At 62.2% G+C, this 21848-nt stretch carries 19 protein-coding genes and 1 pseudogene; 11 read left to right on the forward strand and 9 right to left on the reverse strand.

The window, feature by feature from the left end:
• The first annotated feature begins 367 nt into the window (after positions 1 to 367).
• From lptF to rsmA, 6 genes and pseudogenes are all read left to right on the forward strand, one after another.
• Positions 368 to 1537: an LPS export ABC transporter permease LptF gene (gene lptF, locus RSO67_RS04055; protein ID WP_315842466.1), complete on the forward strand. Its 1170-nt coding sequence runs from the start codon at positions 368 to 370 to the stop codon at positions 1535 to 1537.
• Positions 1534 to 2632 (forward strand): annotated as a pseudogene (gene lptG, locus RSO67_RS04060) (LPS export ABC transporter permease LptG). Before lptF ends, lptG begins: the two are co-directional and overlap by 4 nt.
• Before the next feature lie 50 nt (positions 2633 to 2682).
• Positions 2683 to 5133 (forward strand): LPS-assembly protein LptD, encoded by a 2451-nt coding sequence (locus RSO67_RS04065; protein ID WP_315842467.1) that lies wholly within the window; start codon positions 2683 to 2685, stop codon positions 5131 to 5133.
• Between the two features lie 94 nt (positions 5134 to 5227).
• Positions 5228 to 6157, forward strand: a complete 930-nt coding sequence (locus RSO67_RS04070) for a SurA N-terminal domain-containing protein (RefSeq protein WP_410001869.1) — start codon at positions 5228 to 5230, stop codon at positions 6155 to 6157.
• Between the two features lie 42 nt (positions 6158 to 6199).
• A complete protein-coding gene (gene pdxA / locus RSO67_RS04075; RefSeq protein WP_315842468.1) occupies positions 6200 to 7204 on the forward strand; it encodes a 4-hydroxythreonine-4-phosphate dehydrogenase PdxA in 1005 nt (334 codons plus the stop codon).
• Positions 7201 to 8073 carry a 16S rRNA (adenine(1518)-N(6)/adenine(1519)-N(6))-dimethyltransferase RsmA gene (rsmA, locus tag RSO67_RS04080; protein WP_315842469.1) on the forward strand — a complete coding sequence of 291 codons (873 nt, stop codon included), beginning with the start codon at positions 7201 to 7203 and terminating at the stop codon, positions 8071 to 8073. Before pdxA ends, rsmA begins: the two co-directional genes overlap by 4 nt.
• On the opposite strand, the gene RSO67_RS04085 is transcribed toward rsmA, so the two are convergent.
• Positions 8057 to 9226: an MFS transporter gene (locus RSO67_RS04085; protein ID WP_315842470.1), complete on the reverse strand. Its 1170-nt coding sequence runs from the start codon at positions 9224 to 9226 to the stop codon at positions 8057 to 8059. The two genes, rsmA and RSO67_RS04085, sit on opposite strands and share 17 nt — an antisense overlap.
• 95 nt (positions 9227 to 9321) lie before the next feature.
• Between RSO67_RS04085 and RSO67_RS04090 the strand changes: the two genes are divergently transcribed.
• From RSO67_RS04090 to RSO67_RS04110, 5 genes are all read left to right on the forward strand, one after another.
• On the forward strand, positions 9322 to 10635 hold the full coding sequence (locus RSO67_RS04090; RefSeq protein ID WP_315842471.1) for a DUF308 domain-containing protein: 1314 nt from the start codon (positions 9322 to 9324) through the stop codon (positions 10633 to 10635).
• A 117-nt stretch (positions 10636 to 10752) separates the two neighbouring features.
• Complete coding sequence (locus tag RSO67_RS04095; RefSeq protein WP_315842472.1) at positions 10753 to 11811, forward strand: alcohol dehydrogenase; 1059 nt, start codon at positions 10753 to 10755, stop codon at positions 11809 to 11811.
• Positions 11812 to 11892: 81 nt separating this feature from the next.
• The gene (locus RSO67_RS04100) at positions 11893 to 13272 is read left to right on the forward strand and encodes a caspase family protein (protein WP_315842473.1); all 1380 of its coding nucleotides are present in this window, start codon (positions 11893 to 11895) and stop codon (positions 13270 to 13272) included.
• 26 nt (positions 13273 to 13298) lie between these two features.
• Complete coding sequence (locus RSO67_RS04105; RefSeq protein WP_315842474.1) at positions 13299 to 13796, forward strand: hypothetical protein; 498 nt, start codon at positions 13299 to 13301, stop codon at positions 13794 to 13796.
• A gap of 6 nt (positions 13797 to 13802) precedes the next feature.
• Complete coding sequence (locus RSO67_RS04110) at positions 13803 to 14303, forward strand: hypothetical protein (RefSeq protein ID WP_315842475.1); 501 nt, start codon at positions 13803 to 13805, stop codon at positions 14301 to 14303.
• Positions 14304 to 14316: 13 nt separating this feature from the next.
• On the opposite strand, the gene RSO67_RS04115 is transcribed toward RSO67_RS04110, so the two are convergent.
• From RSO67_RS04115 to mltG, 8 genes are all read right to left on the reverse strand, one after another.
• Positions 14317 to 15141 (reverse strand): ABC transporter permease, encoded by an 825-nt coding sequence (locus tag RSO67_RS04115; protein WP_315842476.1) that lies wholly within the window; start codon positions 15139 to 15141, stop codon positions 14317 to 14319.
• A gap of 72 nt (positions 15142 to 15213) precedes the next feature.
• The gene (locus RSO67_RS04120; protein WP_315842477.1) at positions 15214 to 16293 is read right to left on the reverse strand and encodes an extracellular solute-binding protein; all 1080 of its coding nucleotides are present in this window, start codon (positions 16291 to 16293) and stop codon (positions 15214 to 15216) included.
• Between the two features lie 11 nt (positions 16294 to 16304).
• Positions 16305 to 17345: an ABC transporter ATP-binding protein gene (locus RSO67_RS04125; RefSeq protein WP_315842478.1), complete on the reverse strand. Its 1041-nt coding sequence runs from the start codon at positions 17343 to 17345 to the stop codon at positions 16305 to 16307.
• Positions 17342 to 18130, reverse strand: coding sequence for an ABC transporter permease (locus RSO67_RS04130; RefSeq protein WP_116662420.1), 789 nt, complete (start codon positions 18128 to 18130; stop codon positions 17342 to 17344). The genes RSO67_RS04125 and RSO67_RS04130 overlap by 4 nt, the downstream gene beginning before the upstream one ends.
• A gap of 85 nt (positions 18131 to 18215) precedes the next feature.
• Positions 18216 to 18839 carry a TIGR00725 family protein gene (locus tag RSO67_RS04135; protein ID WP_315842479.1) on the reverse strand — a complete coding sequence of 208 codons (624 nt, stop codon included), beginning with the start codon at positions 18837 to 18839 and terminating at the stop codon, positions 18216 to 18218.
• A 4-nt stretch (positions 18840 to 18843) separates the two neighbouring features.
• On the reverse strand, positions 18844 to 19518 hold the full coding sequence (gene gmk, locus RSO67_RS04140) for a guanylate kinase (protein ID WP_093758293.1): 675 nt from the start codon (positions 19516 to 19518) through the stop codon (positions 18844 to 18846).
• A gap of 2 nt (positions 19519 to 19520) precedes the next feature.
• Positions 19521 to 20408, reverse strand: a complete 888-nt coding sequence (locus tag RSO67_RS04145) for a YicC/YloC family endoribonuclease (RefSeq protein ID WP_315842480.1) — start codon at positions 20406 to 20408, stop codon at positions 19521 to 19523.
• Between the two features lie 120 nt (positions 20409 to 20528).
• Positions 20529 to 21806, reverse strand: coding sequence for an endolytic transglycosylase MltG (mltG, locus tag RSO67_RS04150; protein WP_315842481.1), 1278 nt, complete (start codon positions 21804 to 21806; stop codon positions 20529 to 20531).
• Between the last annotated feature and the right edge of the window lie 42 nt (positions 21807 to 21848).

A 21848-nucleotide genomic window follows, 5' to 3' on the forward strand; every position in this document is an offset into this window, starting at 1 on the left:
TAGTTTCTTGTGTTTCCCCCGAGGGAAACCCAACCGCGCGTAACCCACGATTCGGGCATTGCCTGTGTCCGAATGTGTCGACTCTGACCTTAGGTGACGGTCTTGCCAACAAACGGGCCCTACCGACGAACCCGGTTCCTCGCCGCCAAGTGAGTTGCGAAGCATTTCAGTGGCCCAAGGGACACATCGGGCACATAATTAACCATATCTTGAGCGAGCCATCCCCCGGCCATTTTGTTGACCAATCAAAGGGATGCTAAGTGAGATGATGGGCTTGTGAGGATCGCGGCATGTCCTTTTGGGGGTCCCCTTGCGGGATTGGATATGCGGGCGGCTTTAATGGCCGGAATGGGGATTGATCGGACCGATGGGGTCTATCGACAGGTATATTTTCCGCACGACGCTGGCGTCGTTTGCGGTGGTTCTGGTCAGCCTGACGGGCGTGATCTGGATCACGCAAGCGTTGCGCGGAATCGACCTGATGACGAGCCAGGGTCAGACCATCCTGACCTTCCTCGGCGTCACCAGCTTGGCGATTCCCGTTCTCGTTCTGATCATTGCTCCAATCGCCCTCATGATCGCGGTGTCCCACACCCTGACCAAGCTCGCGACCGACTCCGAAATCATCGTGATGAATGCCGCCGGCCTGTCGCCGCGACGGCTGTTTCGTCCCTTCCTGTTCGCGACAATGGTCGTATCGTTGCTCGTGGCTTTCATTGGCTCATATCTGGCACCGGATGGTATGCGCCGGCTAAAGCGCTGGGACGCCGAGATCACGGCCGACGTTCTGGCGAATATCCTGCAGCCTGGCCGCTTCGCTCAGCTCGACCAGAACCTGACTATCCGCGTCCGGGAGCGTCAGCCCGGCGGATTACTGGTCGGGATTTTTGTAGATGATCGTCGCGATCCCAAAGAGCGCGTCACCATCATTGCCGACCATGGCACGGTGCTAAAGAACAAGGATGGTTCGTTTCTGATTCTGGAAGACGGCAATCTGCAGCGTTTCGAGACGGGCAAGACCGACCCCGCCATGGTGGCGTTCGGCCGCTACGCTTTCGATATGTCGAAGTTCTCCAATCGCAGCCAGGACGTCACCTACGGAATTCGTGAACGATATCTCTGGGAATTGATGGTGCCGCCAGTGGATGACCCGCTTTACAAGCAGGTGCCGCGGCAGTTCAGCGCCGAGATGCACGACCGCTTGATGGCGCCGATCTATCCGCTTGCCTTTGCCGCCTTGACCTTTGCATTTCTGGGCTCGCCACGGACGACGCGGCAGAGCCGCAACTTCTCGATGGGCAGCGCAATTGCCGCGGTGTTCGGCCTACGCATGGCGGGCTTCGCCTGCTCCGTCGTGGCAGCGAAATCGGACTTCGCCGCACCGCTTCAATATGCCCTGCTGGTGACAGCGGTCGGCGTCAGCTTCTGGATCATCTCAGCCGGGATTGTGGTGGAGCCGCCGGCGAAGCTGGTGGAAGCAATCAACAGATCCAACGAGCGGTTGTTGCGCCTCTTCCGACGGCCAGCCGCCGCATGAGCATGATCACCAACACCATCGGAAGGTATTTCGCCGGTCGCTTCTTGGTGGCCGCCTTGGGCGTGTTCACCAGTATCTTCATGCTGCTGGTGCTGGTCGATTACATCGAGATGGTCAGGCGAACGTCCGGGCTGGCCTCGGCCTCTGCTCTGATGGTGGCGCAGACGTCGCTGTACCGGGTGCCCCAGTTGCTCGAGAAGATGATGCCGTTTTGCATCCTGATCGGCGCCATGACCTGTTATCTCGCGCTGTCGCGGCGGCTCGAGCTGGTGGTCGCTCGCGCCGCCGGCGTCTCGGCCTGGCAGTTTATTTCCCCTGCACTGGCCAGCGCCCTCGTCCTGGGCGTGCTCGCGACCGTGGGCTACAATCCCCTGTCGGCCAACCTGCGCGAGGAATCGAAGCGGATGGAAGCCCAGATGTTCGGCGATGCGCCGGGCGGCGGCGTCCAGGACGCCTCCGGCTTCTGGATCAACCAGGTCAATCGCGAGGGCCAATCCATCATCAATGCCGCCCGCAGCGAGCAGCAGGGCGTCCGCCTGACCGGCCTGACCGTGTTCCGGTTCGACACCGAATCCCAGTTCAAGGAACGGATTGAAGCTCGCGAGGCATCGCTGGAGCCCGGCCGCTGGCTGTTCAAAGGGGTGCGACGCTACACCCTCGATCTCGCCCGTGGTTGAGCAGGACAGCATGTACCTGGCCACGACCCTGACCCCGCTGCAGGTCAGAAACAGTTTTTCGACCCCCGAAACAGTGTCATTTTGGCAACTTCCTTCGTATATCAAATCCTCCGAGAGTTCGGGTTTCGCGACGGCGGGGTATCGCTTGCAGTATCATAAGCTTATCGCACAGCCGTTTTTGCTGGTTGCGATGGTGATGCTGGCTGCTTCCGTGAGCCTGAGGTTCTTTCGGATGGGCGGTGTCCAGAAGATGGTTTTGAGTGGCGTGGGCGCAGGCTTTCTGCTCTACGTCCTGTCGAAAGTTACGGAAGATTTGAGCAAGGCTGAGTTGATGCATCCGATTGCTGCGGCGTGGCTGCCTGTGTGTGTGGGCGGCCTCACCGGCTTTTTGGCCTTGTTGTACCAGGAGGACGGATAGTGGCTGTGTTTGCCGCCCTCCGTGAGCAGGCATTTGATTGGAAGCTGCGCATGACCACGCGCGGCGACCGGTTTTGCACGTCTGGCGTACTGGCCCCGGTGCTCGCAACCGTTTTGGGTCTCGCGACTGCATTTGGCGTCGCGACGACAACGCCGGCGGCTGCCCAGAGTTTCACCTACAATCGCCCCGCCACCCGGCCGAAGCCGCCGCCTGCCGCCCAGACCGGGCAGATGCTGGTCCAGGCGACCGAGGTCAATTACGACTATAACAACTCGCGCGTCGCCGCAGTCGGCAGCGTGCAGATGTATTACAACGGCACCTCGGTCGAGGCCGACAAGGTCATCTACGACCAGAAAACCAAGCGCCTGCACGCCGAAGGCAATGTCCGCATGACGGACGCTGACGGCAAGATCACCTATGCCAACCTGCTGGATCTCAGCGACGACTACCGCGACGGTTTCGTGGATTCGCTGCGCGTCGATACCGCGGATGCGACCCGCATGGCGGCGACGCGTGCCGAGCGCACCGCCGGCAACTACACCGTGTTCCAGAACGGTGTCTACACGGCCTGCGCCGCCTGTAAGGAAGATCCGAAGAAGCCGCCGCTGTGGCAGGTCAAGGGTGCTCGCGTCATCCACGACCAGACCGAAAAGATGATGTATTTCGAGGACGCCCGGATCGAGTTTTTCGGCGTTCCCCTCGCCTATATCCCGTATTTTTCGACGCCCGATCCGACGGTGAAGCGCAAGACCGGCTTCCTGATGCCTTCGCCTTCGCAAAACTCCAATTACGGTTTCGGTGTCGAAACCCCGTTCTATTGGGCAATCGCCCCCGACTACGACGCGACGTTCTCGCCGCGCTACACCAGCAAGCAGGGCTTGTTGGTGCAGGGCGAATTCCGCCAGCGGCTAATGGACGGCGCTTATCAGATCCGCGCCTATGGCATTAACCAGCAGGATCGGAATGCATACGCCAACACGGTCGGTGACAAGGACTGGCGCGGCGGCGTGGAGTCCAAAGGCCAGTTCGCACTGAACGACAAATGGGTGTGGGGCTGGGACGCGGTCGCACTCAGCGATTACAACTTCCTGCAAGACTACCGGCTGTCGATGTACCGGGATCCCTATGCCTCGTTTTTGAATCTGCAGACCGAAGCCGTTTCGCAGCTATATCTAACAGGCGTCGGCAAGCGTAGCTTCTTCGATGCACGCACGATCTACTATCTGAGCTTCTCCGGTAATCAGAGCCAAGTCCCGGTGATTCATCCGGTGATCGATTACAACAACGTCCTTAACCAGAACATTCTGGGCGGCGAGTTCAGCTACAAGTTCAACATGACCAGCCTGAGCCGTGATCAGGCTGCGTTCACTGCAATAAACAGTAAGATTGATCCACTGACCGGCTTGAGCCCTTGCAATATTCTCTCAGCGGACACGGCCTCACGGACGCCAACAAACTGCCTGATGAATGGCGTTCCCGGCACCTATACCCGCGTGACCGGTGAAGCTCAGTGGCGCCGGTCTTATACGGACTCGTTCGGCCAGATCTTCACGCCGTTCGCGATCCTGCGCGTCGATGCGATCGATGCCTCGATCTCGAACCAGCCCGGCGTGTCCAACTTCCTGCCGACCGGCGACACGACCGCGCTGCGGGTGATGCCGACCGTGGGCGTCGAATATCGCTATCCGTTCATCAACGTTCAGCCGTGGGGCACCACGACACTCGAACCCATCGCTCAGGTGATCATTCGTCCGAACGAAACCTACGCCGGTAAGTTGCCGAACGAAGACGCGCAGAGCATGAGCTTCGACGCGAGCAATCTGTTCAGCGTCAACAAGTTCTCCGGTTACGACCGTGTCGAAGGCGGCGGCCGCGCCAACGTAGGCGTGCAGGCCACCACGCAGTTCGATCGTGGCGGTTCCGTCAAAGTCTTGTTCGGTCAGTCCTATCAACTCTTCGGCTTGAACTCGTTCGCAGTCGCCGATACGACTAATACTGGCGTGAACTCCGGACTGGCCACCTCGCGGTCAGACTACGTCGCCAGCCTCGCCTATTCGCCGAACCGCACCTATACGGTCAGTACCCGTGCTCGAATCGACGAGGCGACCGGCAATATCTCGCGCTTTGAGGCGGAGGGTCGCGCGAGCTTCGACCGTTGGTCAGTCAGCCTGATGTATGGCAACTACGCACCGCAGGCGGAATTGGGCTACCTCACTCGCCGCGAAGGCCTCCTTGGTACCGGTTCGATCAAACTGGCGTCTAACTGGGTGGTCACCGGTGGCGCACGCTGGGACCTTGAGGCCAACAAGATCAACCAGTACACGATCGGCGCCGGCTATGTGGACGACTGCTTCGTGCTCGGCGTCAATTATGTCACGTCCTACAACTACGTGAGTAACCTGAGCACACCGCCCGTTCTGAGCCATACATTCATGTTCCAGATTGGCCTGCGGACAATTGGCAATACCACGTCTGCGAGCGGAACCGGCGGCACTTACTAATATCGGTCCTTTGTGCCGTGAAATCTCCGTTTTCCGTCGCGATGTATGCGAATTCTGCTTTCAAGAGAGCTTTGACACCGCGGTTTTGACAATGATGGGTACGATGATTTCCGGACGCGTTCTGCGAGCCACTTTGGCGACGGCAGTTACCCTTTTCATTTGCGCGGGATCGCCGGCTCGGGCCCAGTCCGTCGCCGTCATGGTCAATGGCGAGCCCATCACCAATTTCGATATCGAGCAGCGCACCAAGTTGAATGCATTGTCCGGCGCGAAGACGAACAGCCGCCAGGACGTGATCGACGAGTTGATCAGCGAAAAGGTGAAGATCAAGGAAGGCAAGAAATACAGTGTCGATCCCGGTGCTTCGGAAGTCGATGGTGCATTTCAGAACATGAGCTCGCGCATGCGCCTCACGCCGGATCAGCTGGTGCAGTCGCTGGCGTCCAAAGGCATCCGCCCGGACACGTTGAAAAGCCGTTTGAAGGCCGACATGGTCTGGAACGCGATCGTCCGCGGGCGCTTCAAGCAGAGCCTGCAGGTCGGCGAAAAGGAAGTCGATGCAGCCGTCCAGAGCGCCGGTGGCGATGCCATGACCGAAGCATTCGAATATCAGATGCGGCCGGTCGTGCTGGTCGTGCCCCGCGGTGCGGCGTCCGGCATGATGGAAGCGCGGCACAAGGAAGCCGAAGGGCTGCGGGAGCGCATCCAGAGCTGCGAAGACGCCAACCGTACCTTCAAGTCGATGCAGAATGCGACCATCCGCGATACCGTGGTCAAGACCTCCGCCGATCTGCCGCCGTCGCTGCGAGAACTGCTCGACAAGACCCCGATCGGACGTCTCACGCCTCCGGAAGTGACCCGCCAGGGTGTCGAAATGGTCGCTCTATGCGCGCGCAAGCCGACCAAGGTCGATACCCCGAAGAAGCGGGAAGTCCGCGACAAGATGTTTGCCGACAAATTCGAAGCGAAGTCGAAGTCCTACCTGCAGGAAGTGCGCAAAGCGGCGATGATCGAATATCGGTAATTTCCGATCCGGCTTAGGCCGCGACTGGCTTAGGGCGGCACCATGACCAAACCTCTTGCGCTGACATTGGGCGAACCGGCCGGCATCGGCCCGGACATTGCCATCGCTGCCTGGCTGCGTCGGCACGAATTCGACCTGCCCCCGTTCTATCTGCTTGGTGACCGTGACTTCATGGCGGAACGTGCCAAGACGCTCGGCCTCGACGTCAGGCTGGCCGATGCAACGCCCGCCGGTGCTGCTGAGACGTTTGCTGACGCGTTACCAGTGGTGTCGATCGGACAGACGATCACCGCGCCTCCGCGCCGTCCCGACGCCTCCAGCGCGCCCGCAGCCGTCGCCTCGATCCGTCAGGCTGTCGCGGATGTGGAAGCCGGCCGTGCCAGCGCCGTCGTAACCAATCCGATCGCCAAGAGCGTGCTCTATCGCGCTGGTTTCACTCACCCCGGTCACACCGAATTTCTCGCCGAGCTGGCCGCCCGCGACGGAAAGGTCCCGCTGCCGGTGATGCTGTTGTGGTCGCCCCAGCTGGCCGTGGTGCCGGTCACGATCCATGTCTCGCTGCGCGATGCCATTGCCCAACTGAGCGGCCCGCTGATCACTGCGACCGCGCGCATCGTGGTCAACGACATGAAGACCCGTTTCGGCATCAAGCGGCCCCGACTGGCCATTGCTGGCCTCAATCCGCATGCCGGCGAAGATGGTTCGATGGGCGACGAGGAGCAGGCGTTCATCATGCACGCCGTCACCGTGTTGCAGAACGAAGGCATCGACGCACGCGGGCCTTTGCCCTCCGACACCATGTTCCATCCCGCGGCCCGCGCGACCTATGACTGTGCGATCTGCATGTATCACGATCAGGCCTTGATCCCGATCAAGACCATCGCCTTCGATGAGGGCGTCAACGTCACGCTCGGCCTGCCCTTCATCCGCACCTCGCCCGATCACGGCACCGCATTCGACATCGCTGGCACCGGCAAGGCCAATCCGTCGAGCCTGATCGCCGCGCTCAAACTCGCAGCCCGTATGGCCGCGACGCAATCCGCATGAGCGGGATCGACGATCTGCCGCCGCTGCGTGACGTCATCAAACGTTTCGATCTGCAGGCGCGCAAATCGCTCGGCCAGAATTTTCTGCTCGATCTCAATCTCACCGCACGCATCGCACGCGCCGCCGGCCCGCTGGAAGATTGCACGGTCATCGAGGTTGGTCCGGGCCCTGGCGGCCTCACCCGCGCATTGCTGGCGATGGGCGCCAGGCGCGTCATCGCCGTCGAGCGTGATGAGCGCGCACTCGGCCCGCTCAAGGAAATCGCCGCGCACTATCCTGGCCGGCTCGAGATCGTAATCGGCGACGCACAGACCTTCGATCCCCGCCCGATGCTCGCAGGCGAGCGTGCCAAGATCATCGCCAACCTGCCCTACAATATCGGCACGCAGCTCCTGATCGACTGGCTGTGCACGGAGCCGTGGCCACCCTGGTACGACATGATGGTGCTGATGTTCCAGCGCGAAGTCGCCGAACGGATCGTCGCCATCGAAGTTGACGAGGCCTATGGCCGGCTCGGTGTGCTGTCGAACTGGCGCGCCGAAACCAAGATCCTCTTCGACATCTCGCCGGCCGCCTTCACGCCGCCCCCGAAGGTGACGTCATCGGTTGTACGCCTCGTTCCCCGCGCGGAGCCAGAGGCCTGCGAACGACGCCTGCTGGAACAGGTGGCCGCTGCGGCATTCAATCAGCGCCGCAAGATGCTGCGGCAGAGCCTGAAATCGCTCGGCGTAGATCCGGAGCGGCTCGCCGCAGCTGCCGATGTCGACGTTACCCGGCGCGCCGAGACGGTTCCGGTGTCAGGTTTTGTCGCAATGGCACGCGAATTATCCGAGATCCGAAAAACCAAGAGCGTTACGCCGACGCCTTGATCTCCTGCGCCGGGCTCCTGATCGCGGCCCACATGAAGCATGTGCAGGCGAGTGCCACGAACATCGGCAGCCCATGCGTCAGTCCCTGCATCGCAGCGCCGGCGAAGACCGGGCCGATCAGCGCACCTGCACCCCACATCAGTCCCATCGCAGCGTAGATACCAACCAGCTGGCTGCCGCTGAAGCGGCTGCCGACAATCGTCAGCATGATCGTGTAGATCCCGACGAACACCCCGCCCCACACGAACAACAAGGGATAGGTGGTCCACGGCGACAGCAGCGCCCATGGCCACACGAGCGCACCGATCACTGCCAGTCCCGCCAGGGCGATGATCATGCGACGGCGGTCGAGCTTGTCGCCGAGCCAGCCGATCGGCAGTTGCAGCACGATGGCGCCGACCATCATGCACGACATCAACTGCGTCGCTTTGGTCTCGAGCCAGCCGAGCTTCACCGCATAAAGCGCGAGGAACGACAGCCCAGCGCTTTCCACTGCGGCATGCAGAACCGTTGCCGCCATCGCAATTGGCGCCAGCATGATGAAGCGCAGCGGATTGGCATCCGCGGGTTCATCGAACACAGGCTGCGTAATGCCCGGCGTCGCCAGACACATCAGGGCCAGAATGGAGAAGCCCGCGCCGATCCAATAGGCAGTCGCGCCCTGCGTTCCCACGAGAGACAGCGTAAGCGGACCGAGCGCGAAGCCGACCGAGAGCGCGGCAGTATAGGCCGCCATGGCGCGGGCCCGCGTCGCGTCGGTGCTCAGGCTGTTCAGCCAGGTTTCCGACATTACGAACAGGGTTTCAGACGCAGCACCAAGCACGATACGGAGCGGAAACCAGAGCCAGATCGACGGCACGGCCGGAAACAGCACGAGCACCGCGGCGGCCACGGCAAGCGCACCGATCACCATACCCCGCATGCCAACATGGGCGGCAAATCTTGGCAGTACAAATGCCATCGCCAGCACACCGACCGCATGCATCGCGGCATTCGCCCCGATGAATGTGTCGGACGAGCCGCGTTCTGCCAAATCCAGCGCAATCAGCGCCGCGCTGAGGCTATAAGTCAGCCCGAAGATCATTGCAGCCATGATCACCGCGGCGCGCGAACAGAGTGTGGAACCGGATGCGGAACTGGCTGAAGACTGCATGCGTGCCCCCACGATGAACGCAGAGCTCCTCGCATAAAAACATTAATCATCCGCTGGCTATATCTGGACCTGGAAACCGGGATCATGGGCAACCGATGATACGACTGCTGCTACTCCTGCTGGGCGCGGAAGTGGTGCAACGGCGCTGGCGGTTGCTGCTCGCGATCGGCGTGCTGTGGGCCACCCTGGGCCTCGCTATCGTGATCGACGCGTTCGATGGCAGCACGATCGTGCGGCCGCATTACTTCGGCTACCTGCTGCTGCTGGAAGGCATAGTCAGCCTGCTGGCGGCCCTGCTTGCCGTCACACGTCGGCCCTATCAGTTCGCCAAGGCCGTTATTCTGATCGTACCGGCTATCATCATCATCGCCCAGCCGCGTCATTCCAACCTGTTGATCGCGATGCTACTGGGCGGCGTATTGCTGCTCGACGGCAGCGCGCGCATCGTCAGTGCCTGGCTGGTGCGCTTCGAGAACTGGCGGATGGCAATCGGCGCCGGTGCGGTCGAACTGATGCTGGCCGCCACGACGCTGGAGCCATGGCCGACCTGGTACGAGGGCACGATCGGCTTTAACATCGGCGCGCTCCTGATCGTGTCGGGGTTGAGCACGACATTGCTGGCCAATCGCTTGCGGCGATTGCCACCGGATGCACCGATCTCGATGCTGATCGGGGGTGCATTTCCCACGGCGCTCTGGGTGCCGGCCACACCGGATGATGCCGGCAAGGACGATCTCGTCGTGCATGTCTGGACACCCGCAGGTCCAGGCCGCAGCGCGCGGCGCCGTCCGCTGGTGGATCGCTACATTGCGGCTGTCGACGCCAATGGGATTGTTTCTACCGGCCATGCAGCACTTGAGCTTGCGCCCAATGTTTATGTCAGCCACTACCCCGCCGTCGAAATCGACCGGGCACCCGACGAGTTCGGCCGGGTGCTGCGTGCCGGTATCGAGAACGATCTTCCGGGTCGTTTTCAGCCGAGCTACGCAGAGGAAGCAGCCGGATGGTGCGAGGCAACCGAACATATCCGCTTCACGCGCATCGACCGCGTCCGCGTCCGCCACTTCTGGCGCACCTACCGTGTTGATACGACCTACAACCTCACCAGCCGCAATTGCTCGACCGCCGTGGCACACGCGCTCGATGCAGGCCTCGAAGGTGTGCTTGGACGCACCGATCGGCCGTGGCGCGCATTTTTCCAGGCCGTGGCCACGCCCGAATTGTGGGTTGCAAGCGTGTTGCGACGCCGCGCCGAAGCAATGGCATGGACGCCCGGCCTGATCCTCGACTATGCGCGGCTGCTGCAGGCGGTGGTCGAGCCCGTGCCAGAACAAATCTCCCCTGCATGGTCGCGCCTTAGAAGGCTCAGCATTCGCCGCGCCGCACGGGCCCGCATGCGCGCGACATGAGCCTCTCAAGACGCCGCGACGTCGGCAAGAAGGTGCAAACCTGGCGCTCTTTCGCGCCCTTGAACTCGCCCCCATCCTGTGATTGCTAGGATGCAACGAAGTCTAGGGAAAACAAAAATGGCTCTTATGAAACGCCAGTCTCTGGTGAAATTCGACGCTCCGCTGTGCGAAACCATCGTCGACACGCCGAAGCCGCAGGGCAAGGAAGTGCTGGTCCGCATCGAATGCTGCGGGCTGTGTCATTCCGATCTGCATATCCAGGACGGCTATGCAGATCTCGGCGGCGGCAAGAAGCTCGACACCACCCGCGGCATGACGCTTCCCTTTACGCTCGGCCACGAGATCGCCGGCATCGTCGATGAAGTCGGCCCCGATGGCGATCAGTCGCTGATCGGTACGAAGAAAGCCGTCTTCCCGTGGATCGGCTGCGGCAAATGCCGCGACTGTCTTGCTGGCGACGAGAACCTCTGTGCCAAGAACCGATTCCTCGGCGTGTCACTCGACGGCGGTTTCGCGACGCACGTGCTGGTGCCGGACGAGAAGTATCTGCTCGATTACGATCCGCTACCGATCAACATGGCGGCGACGCTGATGTGCTCGGGCATCACCGCCTATGGCGCGCTCAAGCGTCTCGTCGATCGGCCGCGGCAACGCAACCTGCTGCTGGTAGGTCTCGGCGGCGTCGGCATGGCCGGTCTCGCGCTGGCACAGGCGATGTTCAAGCAACCGATCTCGGTGGCCGATCTCAATCCGGCGGCACGCGAAGCCGCGCTGAAGAACGGCGCAGCCTTCGCCTATGACCCTTCCGAGCCCGATGTCGCCAGGCGCATGGTGAAGGAAAATGACGGCGGCTTCGATGGCGTGGTCGACTTTGCCGGCAACGACAAATCCATGAACTTCGCGGTGGCCACGGTGGCGCGCGGCGGCAAGATCGTGGTGTCCGGCCTGATGGGCGGCGAATTCAGCCTGCCCATGGTGCAATGGATCTATAAGCGCATGACCATCGAGGGCTTCATGGTCGGCACGCTTGAGGAAGCCAAGGAGCTGATGGCTCTGGCCCGCGCCGGCAAGCTCAAGCCGACGCCGATGAAGCAGGAGCCCATGGGCGATGCCCAGAAGTGGATCGATGAACTGCGCGCCGGCAAGGTCGTCGGCCGGATCATGCTGACCAACTGAATTAGACTGCACTCAGGCTCTGGCCCGGATTGCGCTTCATGCGATCCGGGCTAGGATATGTCCCATTGCAGGATGGGATTCATGGACCATTTCGTCCAACCGGTCAGGTCGCTTGCGCGAATTGCCGCGCTGATGGTCCTGACTTTGCTGCTCTCGGCCAGCGCTGCATTGGCCGAGAAGCGCATCGCGCTTGTGGTCGGCAACTCCGGCTACCAGAACATCACCCGCCTCGATAATCCGAAGAACGACGCGAAGCTGATGGCGGAGACTTTGAGCGGTCTCGGCTTCACGCTGATCGGCGGCACTGCGCAATTGGACCTGGACAAAAGCGCACTTGATCTCGCCGTGCAGAATTTTGGCCGGCAGGTTCAGGGCGCTGACGTCGCCCTGTTCTATTACGCAGGCCACGGCGTGCAGGTCAGCGGCTCCAATTACCTCGTGCCGGTGAACGCCAATCCCACCCGCGAGGCGGATGTCGATTTCCAGATGGTCGATATCAATCTGGTGCTGCGCCAGATGCAGGGCTCCGGCACGCGCCTCAACATGGTCATCCTCGATGCCTGCCGGAACAATCCGTTCGGGTCGCGTGGCCTGCGCGCCTCGGAAGGCGGCCTTGCCCAGATGCGCGCACCGGAAGGCACCCTGATCTCCTATGCGACCCAGCCCGGCAGCGTGGCGCAGGACGGCAGCGATGGTAACAGCCCCTATACCAAGGCGCTGGCGACCACTGTGCGCCAAGCCGGTCTCGATATCTTCCAGACCTTCAATCAGGTCGGCCTTGCCGTGAAGCGCGCCACCGGCGGCTCGCAACAGCCATGGGTATCGTCGTCGCCGATCGACGGCACGTTTTACTTCGTGGCACCAACCGCCACCGTGCCGCTCGTCGTGCCGCAGAAGCCTGTGCAGGAAGCACGCCTGCCCGATGCACCGCGGATCGACTTCGACAAATTGCCGATCACGGATCCAATCAAGCTTACGGAAATCAGCGACCGGCTTTATGAGCTGAATTTCGATCCCGAACCGCTGAATAGCAAGAATGGCATCGCGGTTGCGATCCGCGATTTCCAGGTCAAGGGCGGCATGCCGCCAACGGGAGAGGCAACCGAGGGCCTGCTGCAGCGTTTGCGCAGCGCGAACGACCAGAAGCAATGGGGTTCGATCGTCTACGACATCAAGAACAAGAAATGGGGCATGTCGTGGGATCAGCCGTCCCGCAAGTCAGCCGTGACCAAGGCACGCGCCCAATGCGGCACGGCTCCCTGCCCGCTCGAACTGTCGTTTTACGGAGCGAATTGCGGCGCCTTCGCAGCTCTCGGCGGCAACTGGTCGCTTGTCGCGCGGCCCACGCTTGCGCAAGCGCGCGATGCGGCCATCGATCAATGCACCAAGACAGGAAAATCATGTCCGATCGTCGGCGCCATCTGCGCCAACGCCACGATGGGGCCTGACGCGAAATTGTAAACACCTCTATTTGAGAGCTGATTGCGATGTCTTTTCGATCCGGATTGATGACTTGCGCGGCCGTATTATTTCTCTCGGGGAGCGCGGCTTTCGCGCAAGGCGCAACCGGCGGCAGCCTTGGCAATGACAGCAAGACGCTATCGGGCTCCTCCCCCGAAGCCCGATCGGCCGCGCCTGCCCAACGCGAAAGCTCCGAGCGCCGCGCGCCGCGCCGTCAAACCACGTCGCGAAACCGTGGCGAGGGCGCGGGAGGCTCCGGAAATTTCGACGGCGCCTGGTCGATATCGAGCGTAGGCACCTCCGGCTGTTCCGACACGTTCACGGAAAGCTTCGTCGTGTCCAACGGAAGGATGATCGGCAAAGACGGCAGCGCCCCGGTCAGCGCCAACGGGACAGTGCGCGGAAGCGGAAACTACAGCGGTATCCGCGTCACCAGCCAGGGTCGCCTCTCCGGCCGTACCGGCTCGGGAGTTTTCCAGCGATCCGATGGATGCTCGGGCCGCTGGGTCGCAAGCAAGCAGTAACCGCCCATGGCAATCGCGCAGGTCATCACGAAATCCGTCATCCTCCCCGGTCTGCTGATCACCGCACTCGGCGGCAGCGATGCATGGAGTCAGGGCGCCACCGGCGGCAGCCTCGGCAATGACAGTAAGTCGTTGTCCGGCTCATCCTCCGAGCCGCGTGCCGCCAAGCCAGCCCGCCCGCCGCGATCCGAGCAGCGTGGAGCTCCAGCCCGCCGCGGCTCTGGTGACGGCGGCGGCAGCGCCGCCAGTTTCGATGGCACCTGGCTGATCGCATTCATCGGTCAATCGTCGGTGTGTGCGGGCAAAACCGCCAGCAGCACATTGACGATCTCCGGTGGGAGCGTCGGCGGAGGCGGCAGCATCAGTCCGAGCGGCGTATTGCAAGGGGTCGGCAGCAGCGGCAGCGTGAGCGCGGTCATGACCGGCCGCCTGTCCGGCCGCGGTGGCGGCGGCTCGATGCAAATGTCGAATGGCTGCACCGGCCGCTGGACGGCCAGCAAGCAATGATCTGCGGCAGCGACTACGACTTGCGCTGCGGACGCATCGCTTCGCCGATCGCCACCACGACCGCGCAGATCGCCACCAGCACGATCGAGGCAGCGGATGCGGCCGGCAGATCGGTCCCCGTCTCCGAGATCTTGCTGTAGAGCACCAGCGGCAGGATATTCACCTGCGTGCCGGCCAGTGCCAGCGCCGTACCATAAGCGCCGACGGCAACTGCGGCCGTCAGGCAATAGGCCGCGATCAGGCTCGGCAGGATCTGCGGCAGCATCACTTCAATGAGCGTTCGGAAACTCCCCGCACCGAGCGAGCGCGAGGCGAGCATCTGGTTGCGATCGAAATTGCTGATCGCCGGCAGCACGATCAACACGACGCGTGGCACGAGATAATAAGAATAGGCCAGTCCCAGTCCTACCGGCGAGAAGATGAAGCCACCGATGACAGCAGGATCGAAGCCTAGTTTGGCAAGCAACAGCGTCACGAAGCCGGCGCGGCCAAGCAGCAAGATAAAACCATAGGCGACGATCAACCCGGAAAATGTCAGCGGCAGCGAAATCGCAATCAGCGCTGCGGTGCGCAGGCCCGGCGCAAAACGTGCCAGTGCGAGCGCCACGCAGAAGCCGACAACGAGCGAGAACAGCGGTGCGACGGTGCCCAGCACCATCGTACCGCGCAGACCGTTCCAGAACACAGGATCGCTGGCGAGACGACCGAAAGCACTGCCGCCATCCGCGAAAGCACCGACCAGCACCGCGCAAACAGGGATCAGGAAGAACAGTCCCAGCACCACGCTGCCGGGTACGGCAAAGGCAGCAAGCATGGATGTCGGGACGCGAGCGCTCATCGTGATCCTTGTTGCAGAGTGACGAAGAAGCGATCCCCACACCATCGTGAGGATCGCCGGTGTGAGTTCAGCTTACTGACCGAGGACGGCCTTGGCCCAGCCGGCATCGATCTCGGCCTTCTTCGCGGTGGCCTTGGCGATATCCATCGCCTGCACCTGCGGCGCGGCCGGCATCTTGTCGGCAACGCTCGGCGGCAGGGCGACACCGGACACGGCCGGGCGCACATAGCCCTCGGCGAAGATCTTCTGGCCTTCATCGCTCATGATGAAGTTGAGCCAGAGCTTGCCGGCATTCGGGTTCGGGCCGTTCTTCACAAGCGAGATCGCATAAGGCGCGGCGGCTGAAGCTTCTTTCGGAATGACGACGGACACGCCATCGCCGAGACCGTCGGTGAACTTGGCCTTCAAGCCATCGTTCTCGTAACCGATCCAGATCGGGATCTCGCCCTTCAGGAACTGCGCGTAAGGCGTGGTGCCGACGGTGCGCAGCACATTGCCGGCCTTGGTCAGCTTGCCCAGATAGTCGATACCCGGCGTGACATTATCCATGCTGCCGCCATTGCCGAAGGCCGCGGCGAAGGCCACCACCTGGCCCTGCCCCGTCGAGCGCGGGTCCTGATACACAATGGCGTTCTTGTATTCCGGCTTCAGAAGATCAGCCCAGCTCTGCGGCACGGTCTTGACCAGCTTGGCGTTGACGAGAAACGCTACGCTCAGCGTGTGGATGGTGAACCAGCGGCCTTCGGTCTCGCGCAGCGGATCAGCAAGCTTGTCGAAATTCACTGGTTTGAAGCCGTCGACCACGCCGGCCTTTGCTGCGTCCAAAGCGGACGCTGCAAAGTAATAGGCCGTATCGGCCTGCGGACGATTGCGCGCCTTGTCGAGGGCGACGACGGTCGCCGCCGAACCAAGGTCGTTATAGACCATCTCGACGCCAGGATAGCGCTTCTGGAACGCCTTGAACTGATTGGCCCAGTTGGCCCAGGTCGGTCCGGTATCGAACGACACGACGAGGCCTTCCTTGCGCGCGGCTTCGTACAGCGCCTTTTCACCGGCATAGAGTTCGGCGCCTTCGAAGGCCCATGCGGCCGGGCTGATGGCAATGGCGAGGGAAGCTGCGGCAACGCCGCTCAGAAACTTGCGTCGGTTCATGTCGATCTCCTTTATGAGGTCGGGGGAAGAAGGCGGATGGCATCGTGCGGGATGGTCACGCCGGTGATCGGCCCGCGCAGATGGGTTTCGAGGCGAATGGCGCCGCCGGCGACGGCCATATCGATCCGCCTGACGGGACCAAGATAGCGGTCGGCCGACATGCTGCCCGCGAAGCAGCAGGGATTGCTCGCATCGACCGGCCCGGTGATGGGCTCGACGCGCTCGGGACGCACGAATACGGTAACCTTCGCGCCAACGCTCTTGCCCTGCGTATCGCAGGCCAGCGCACCAATCGGCGTTGTCACCATGCCATCGCCGGAGACGCTGCCGGACCACAGGTTGGATTGACCGACAAATGCCGCGACACTGGCATCGGCGGGTGTCTCGTATAATTCGCGCGGCGTGCCGATCTGCACGATGCGGCCATCGCGCATCATCACGACCTTGTCGGCAATCGATAGCGCCTCTTCCTGATCATGCGTCACCAGCAGCGTCGCAATGCCGGCCTGACGCTGCACGCGCAGAATTTCGTCGCGCATTTCCAGCCGCAATCCCGCATCGAGCGCCGACAGCGGCTCGTCGAGCAGCAGTCCCTGCGGCTCGAACACCAGCGCACGGGCCAGCGCGACGCGCTGCTGCTGGCCGCCCGACAATTCCGCTGGATAGTCTTCCGCGCGCTTGCCCATGCCGACACGTCCGAGCATCTCGATGGCACGTGCGCGCCGATCCTGTTTGGCGATACCGCGCACCTTCAGCGGATAGGCGATGTTTTCCCAAAGTCGCATATGCGGGAACAACGCATAGTTCTGAAACACGACACCCAGACGACGCGCCTCGGGCAGTGACGCGCCGACGTCCTTGCCATCGATCAGGATGCGCCCGGTGTCGGGCTTGAGGAAGCCCGCCAGCAATTTCAAAATCGTCGACTTGCCCGACCCCGACGCCCCGATGATCGCCAGCAATTCGCCGCGGCCGATCTCCAGAGCAATGTCGAACACACCAGTGCTCGTGCCGGGATAGCTGTAGCTCACTTGATCGTATCGCAGCGTCACGCGCCTGCCCCCACTTTACGTCGGCCGGTGACCCGCGCCGTCAGCCCGCTGGTCAGCGATGCGATCATCGCAAGCCCAAGCAGTACGACGGTGGCCGCGCAGGCAAAGCCCGTCGCGCCATAGAACGCCTGCAGCAGCACCACAGGATAGGTGCGCGACAGAAAGCCAGAGACCAGATTGGATAATTGAAATTCACCGATCGACAGCGCGGCCACTGTCAGCATGCAGGACAGCAGACTCGTATGCAGCTGCGGCAGTGTGACGTCCCACATACGTGCCGGAAACGATGCGCCAAGCGTTGCGGCCGCGTGCTCATATTCGGCGAGCCCGAGCTGATCCATATCGGCAACAAGAGCCGTCACCGTATAGGGCAGCGTCAATACGAGGTGCCCCGCAGCCAGCAGCCAGAAACTGCCAAGCCACGGCAATGCATCCGACGAGAAGACGAGGATGAAGCCGAAAGCGAGGACCAGTTCGGGCACGGCAATCGGCATCAGCGTGACGATCCGCGCCGCGAGCCGCACACCACCCCGCGCGCCGGCATGAATGGCGTAAGCGAGCGGAAGTCCAATCAGGATGTTGAGGATGCAGGTGGTCGCAACAATCTTCAGGCTGGTGGTGAAAGCGCGGCGAAAGCTGGGATCGCCGGCGACTTCCTGATACCAGCGCCAGGTGAAACCTGACGGCAGCAGCGTGCCGCTCCAGACTTCTCCAAAAGAGCCGACGAACAACAACAGGACTGGCGCCGCGAGAAAAATCAGATAGGCGATCGCGACGAACGGCACGAGCCATGTCCCCTGTCAAATGTGATGCTGAAGTCTGCGCCTCAGTATAACGGCGGCATATCAGTTTTATGACAGAGCGGCAAAGTTATGCATTTGCGAGAAGGCGTGTTGCGATGCGAGCGATGACGCCGTCGACATCAGCGACGCGCTCGACCGTATTCACCTCTGGCGCATCGGCCATCGCCAGCACCAGACGATTGAACTGTAGTCCCAGCGCCATCTCCGAGAGTGTCCCGACACCTCCGCCAATCGCGACCAGCACGAGACATGCGCGCGCGATAATGGCATTGCGTGCCGGACCGATGCCCGTTGCGATGGGAATGGCCACATACGGATTGGCTGCGCCCCATTCCTCATCGGGCAGCAGACCAACAGGCATGCCGCCCTCCTGTGCATGGCCCTTGCACGCCGCTTCCATCACGCCGTTCTTGCCGCCGCACAACAGTTGCAGGCCATGGCGCGCCAATGCCGCGCCCATCTGCTCGGCGAGATCGTATTGCGCCTGCGTCGCATCTCGCGGCCCGATGATGCCGATCGGCACACGGCGCAGCTTGCGCGTCGCTGCGAGCCGCAGCAGCGCCTCGGAAGCCGTCACAGCTTCACCGCCCTGCTCCACCGCATCATCACGCCATGTCAGCGCGAGCGGATCGAACAGCCGTGCACCATCGTTGAGCTGCTGCGTGCGCTCATTCCAGAACAATGCCTGCATGGTATTAGCCTTCGAGTTCTTGCTGCAATCCGCGCACGAAAGATGTCAGGCCGGTGCGGCGTTCGCGCTTCAGACGCTCGGCCTTGAGGATCGACTGCACCTCGCTATAGGCCTCCTCCACATTGTGGTTGATGACAATGTAGTCGTATTCGGCCCAGTGGCTCATCTCGTGGCTGGCACGGCTCATGCGCCCGCGGATCACTTCGTCGGAATCCTGCGCGCGGGTATGAAGACGCTTTTCGAGGTCGGCCGCCGAGGGCGGCAGGATGAAGACGCTGACGACGTCGGCCCGGGCTTTCTCACGCAGTTGCTGCGTACCCTGCCAGTCGATATCGAACAGCACGTCATTGCCGGCTGAGAGCGCGGCTTCCACCGGCGCACGCGGCGTGCCGTAGCGGTTATCGAACACCGTGGCCCATTCGAGCAGTTCATTGCCCTTGGCCATTTTCTCGAAGCGCGGCTTGTCGACGAAGATGTAGTCCTTGCCGTCAACCTCGCCAGGCCGCATCGGGCGCGTCGTGGCCGAGACCGACAGTTGCAGCCCCGGCATCCGGTCGATCAGCAGTCGCGTCAGCGTCGTCTTGCCGGCACCGGATGGCGATGACAGCACGAACATCAGCCCGCGCCGTTCGACTCCGTCAAAGCCAGCTTCTTGAGAATTTCGGCTGCCCCCGGACATGGTCACTCCAGATTTTGTACCTGTTCACGGAATTGCTCGACCACGTTCTTCATCTCGAGGCCGGTGCTGGTCAATTCCAGATCGTTGGATTTCGAGCAGCAGGTGTTGACCTCGCGGTTGAACTCCTGCGACAGGAAATCCAGCCGCCGCCCCACCGGACCGCCTTTCTTGATCATCTCGCGCGACTGTGAAATGTGCGACGCGATGCGGTCGAGCTCTTCGCGGATGTCGGCCTTGGTTGCCATCATCAGCGCTTCCTGGCTCAGCCGATCGGAATCGAAACGATCCGTCGCCTCGAGCAACGTCGCGATCTGTTCGGCAAGGCGCGCGCGAATGGCGTCCGGCTTGCGGCCCGGTGCGGCCTCGGCCTTGTGCGACAATGCCTCGATCTCGTTCAGGCGCTGGGACAGGAGTTCGCCGAGCGTCGTGCCCTCACGCTTGCGCATCGCGACCAGCGCAGTCAGCGCTTCTTCGAATGCCGCGGCCACGGCAGCCTTCGCCGCCTTGTCCTCGGCCTCATCCGTCTCGGGTTCGACCACTTCGATCACGCCCTTGATATTCATCAGGCCATCGACGCTCGGCGCGACGGCGTCGATCTTGCTGGCCAATTCGGCGGCAATACGCAGCACCGAATTCAGCACCTCTTCGTTGATCCGCACTGTCGAGGCCGCGTTGCTGCGCTTAACGGTGAGGTTCGCGTAAACCGTGCCGCGCGACAGCACTTCAGTGGCGCGCTTGCGGGCGACCGCCTCGACTTCGTCGAAGCCCGGGGGCATCCGGAAGCGTAGGTCGAAGCCCTTGGCGTTGACGGATTTCAGCTCCCACTCGAAGCTGTAAGGCCCGCTGGTGCCGTGGCTTCGCGCAAAGCCGGTCATGCTCGACAACGCCATCGCGGAACGTCTCCAAAGAATACGAGTAAGATCTCGCAAGGTGCGAACCGGCTCAGGTTAGGGCCTTTTCAGGCCAAGGGGAATTCGAAGCAGAAGCCAGCGCAGGCTTGGTAGTACGGCCTATTGCTGAACAACCGGCGGTGTACCCGTCGACTGCGCAGCGCCCTGACGGGCCGGCGCGGCTGGCGCAGGAGCCGTGCGGGCGCGCTGCTTGGCCGGTGCGGGTCTAGCCGGGCTTGTACCGGTCGCAGCAGCGGGATCCGCGGGAGCTCCAGCGGGCGCAGCAGCCTCTTCCGGCGGCTCGACGGCGTCGTTCTGGACGGCCTTCTCGAGCGCGCGCAGCTTGCTGACGTTCTTCTGGTGTGCGTCGTAGGTTTCGGTGAAGGCGTGACCACCGGTGCCATCGGCAACGAAGAACAGGTCGCGGGTGCGTGCCGGATTGGCAGTCGCCTCAAGCGACGCACGGCCCGGATTGGCGATCGGGCCCGGCGGCAAGCCTTCCACCACATAGGTATTGTATGGCGACGGCTGCTGGATCTCGCTGCGCTTGATCGGACGGCCCAACGTGCCCTTGCCGCCAACAATGCCATAGATGATCGTCGGATCGGACTGCAGCTTCATCTTCTGGCGCAGACGGTTGGCGAACACGGCGGCCACACGGCTGCGCTCATCGGCGCGGCCGGTTTCCTTCTCGACGATCGAGGCGAGCGTCACCAGTTGTTCAGGCGTCTTCGCCGGAATGTCAGCGTTACGGCGTTCCCAGACTTCGGCCAGCACGCGCTTCTGCAATTGCTGCATGCGCTGGATCACCTGGTCGCGCGGCGTGCCACGGGGGAATTTGTAGGTCTCGGGCAACAACGTGCCTTCACGCGGCATTTCACGGATCGAGCCGGTGAAGATGTCGTTATCGGTCAAACGCGCGACGATCTGCTCGGAGGTCAGACCCTCCGGAATCGTGATGGAGTGTTGCACGACCTTGCCTTCGACGATGGTGCCGATGACATCGCGCAGATTGGCGTTCTTCTGGAACAGATATTCGCCGGGTTTCAGCTCCGAGCTGGCCTTCAGCGCAAACACGGCGCCGATGAAAACCCAGCGATTGGCGGAGATCACGCCTTCGCGCAGCAACGCTTCGGCGATGTCGCCTTTGCCCGCACGCGCGGGGATATTGACGACCTTTTCTTCCTGCAGCGGTCCCGGCGCTTCCAGCGCCTGGCGACCATAGACATACGCGCCACCTGCACCGAGCATCGCGACGATAATGATAGTGATGATGGCATTACCGGCAACCACGAGCGGATTACGCGCATGATCGGAACGCTTCGGCGGCGGCGGAACCTGCTCCGGCTCCAGCGCGGCACGCGGACTCCTCGGCGAAATGGGCGGCCTCTCACTCATCGATAGTACCTGATCCTGTCGGTTCAATCGTGACGGGGACAA

This window comes from Tardiphaga sp. 709 (assembly GCF_032401055.1).
Taxonomy (GTDB): Bacteria; Pseudomonadota; Alphaproteobacteria; order Rhizobiales; family Xanthobacteraceae; genus Tardiphaga.

Coding starts and splice junctions, on each gene's coding strand:
- lptF (WP_315842466.1), top strand. CDS start 368: ATGGGGTCTATCGACAGGTATATTTTCCGCACGACGCTGGCGTCGTTT.
- RSO67_RS04065 (WP_315842467.1), top strand. CDS start 2,683: ATGACCACGCGCGGCGACCGGTTTTGCACGTCTGGCGTACTGGCCCCG.
- RSO67_RS04070 (WP_410001869.1), top strand. CDS start 5,228: ATGGGTACGATGATTTCCGGACGCGTTCTGCGAGCCACTTTGGCGACG.
- pdxA (WP_315842468.1), top strand. CDS start 6,200: ATGACCAAACCTCTTGCGCTGACATTGGGCGAACCGGCCGGCATCGGC.
- rsmA (WP_315842469.1), top strand. CDS start 7,201: ATGAGCGGGATCGACGATCTGCCGCCGCTGCGTGACGTCATCAAACGT.
- RSO67_RS04085 (WP_315842470.1), bottom strand. CDS start 9,226: ATGCAGTCTTCAGCCAGTTCCGCATCCGGTTCCACACTCTGTTCGCGC.
- RSO67_RS04090 (WP_315842471.1), top strand. CDS start 9,322: ATGATACGACTGCTGCTACTCCTGCTGGGCGCGGAAGTGGTGCAACGG.
- RSO67_RS04095 (WP_315842472.1), top strand. CDS start 10,753: ATGGCTCTTATGAAACGCCAGTCTCTGGTGAAATTCGACGCTCCGCTG.
- RSO67_RS04100 (WP_315842473.1), top strand. CDS start 11,893: ATGGACCATTTCGTCCAACCGGTCAGGTCGCTTGCGCGAATTGCCGCG.
- RSO67_RS04105 (WP_315842474.1), top strand. CDS start 13,299: ATGTCTTTTCGATCCGGATTGATGACTTGCGCGGCCGTATTATTTCTC.
- RSO67_RS04110 (WP_315842475.1), top strand. CDS start 13,803: ATGGCAATCGCGCAGGTCATCACGAAATCCGTCATCCTCCCCGGTCTG.
- RSO67_RS04115 (WP_315842476.1), bottom strand. CDS start 15,141: ATGAGCGCTCGCGTCCCGACATCCATGCTTGCTGCCTTTGCCGTACCC.
- RSO67_RS04120 (WP_315842477.1), bottom strand. CDS start 16,293: ATGAACCGACGCAAGTTTCTGAGCGGCGTTGCCGCAGCTTCCCTCGCC.
- RSO67_RS04135 (WP_315842479.1), bottom strand. CDS start 18,839: ATGCAGGCATTGTTCTGGAATGAGCGCACGCAGCAGCTCAACGATGGT.
- gmk (WP_093758293.1), bottom strand. CDS start 19,518: ATGTCCGGGGGCAGCCGAAATTCTCAAGAAGCTGGCTTTGACGGAGTC.
- RSO67_RS04145 (WP_315842480.1), bottom strand. CDS start 20,408: ATGGCGTTGTCGAGCATGACCGGCTTTGCGCGAAGCCACGGCACCAGC.
- mltG (WP_315842481.1), bottom strand. CDS start 21,806: ATGAGTGAGAGGCCGCCCATTTCGCCGAGGAGTCCGCGTGCCGCGCTG.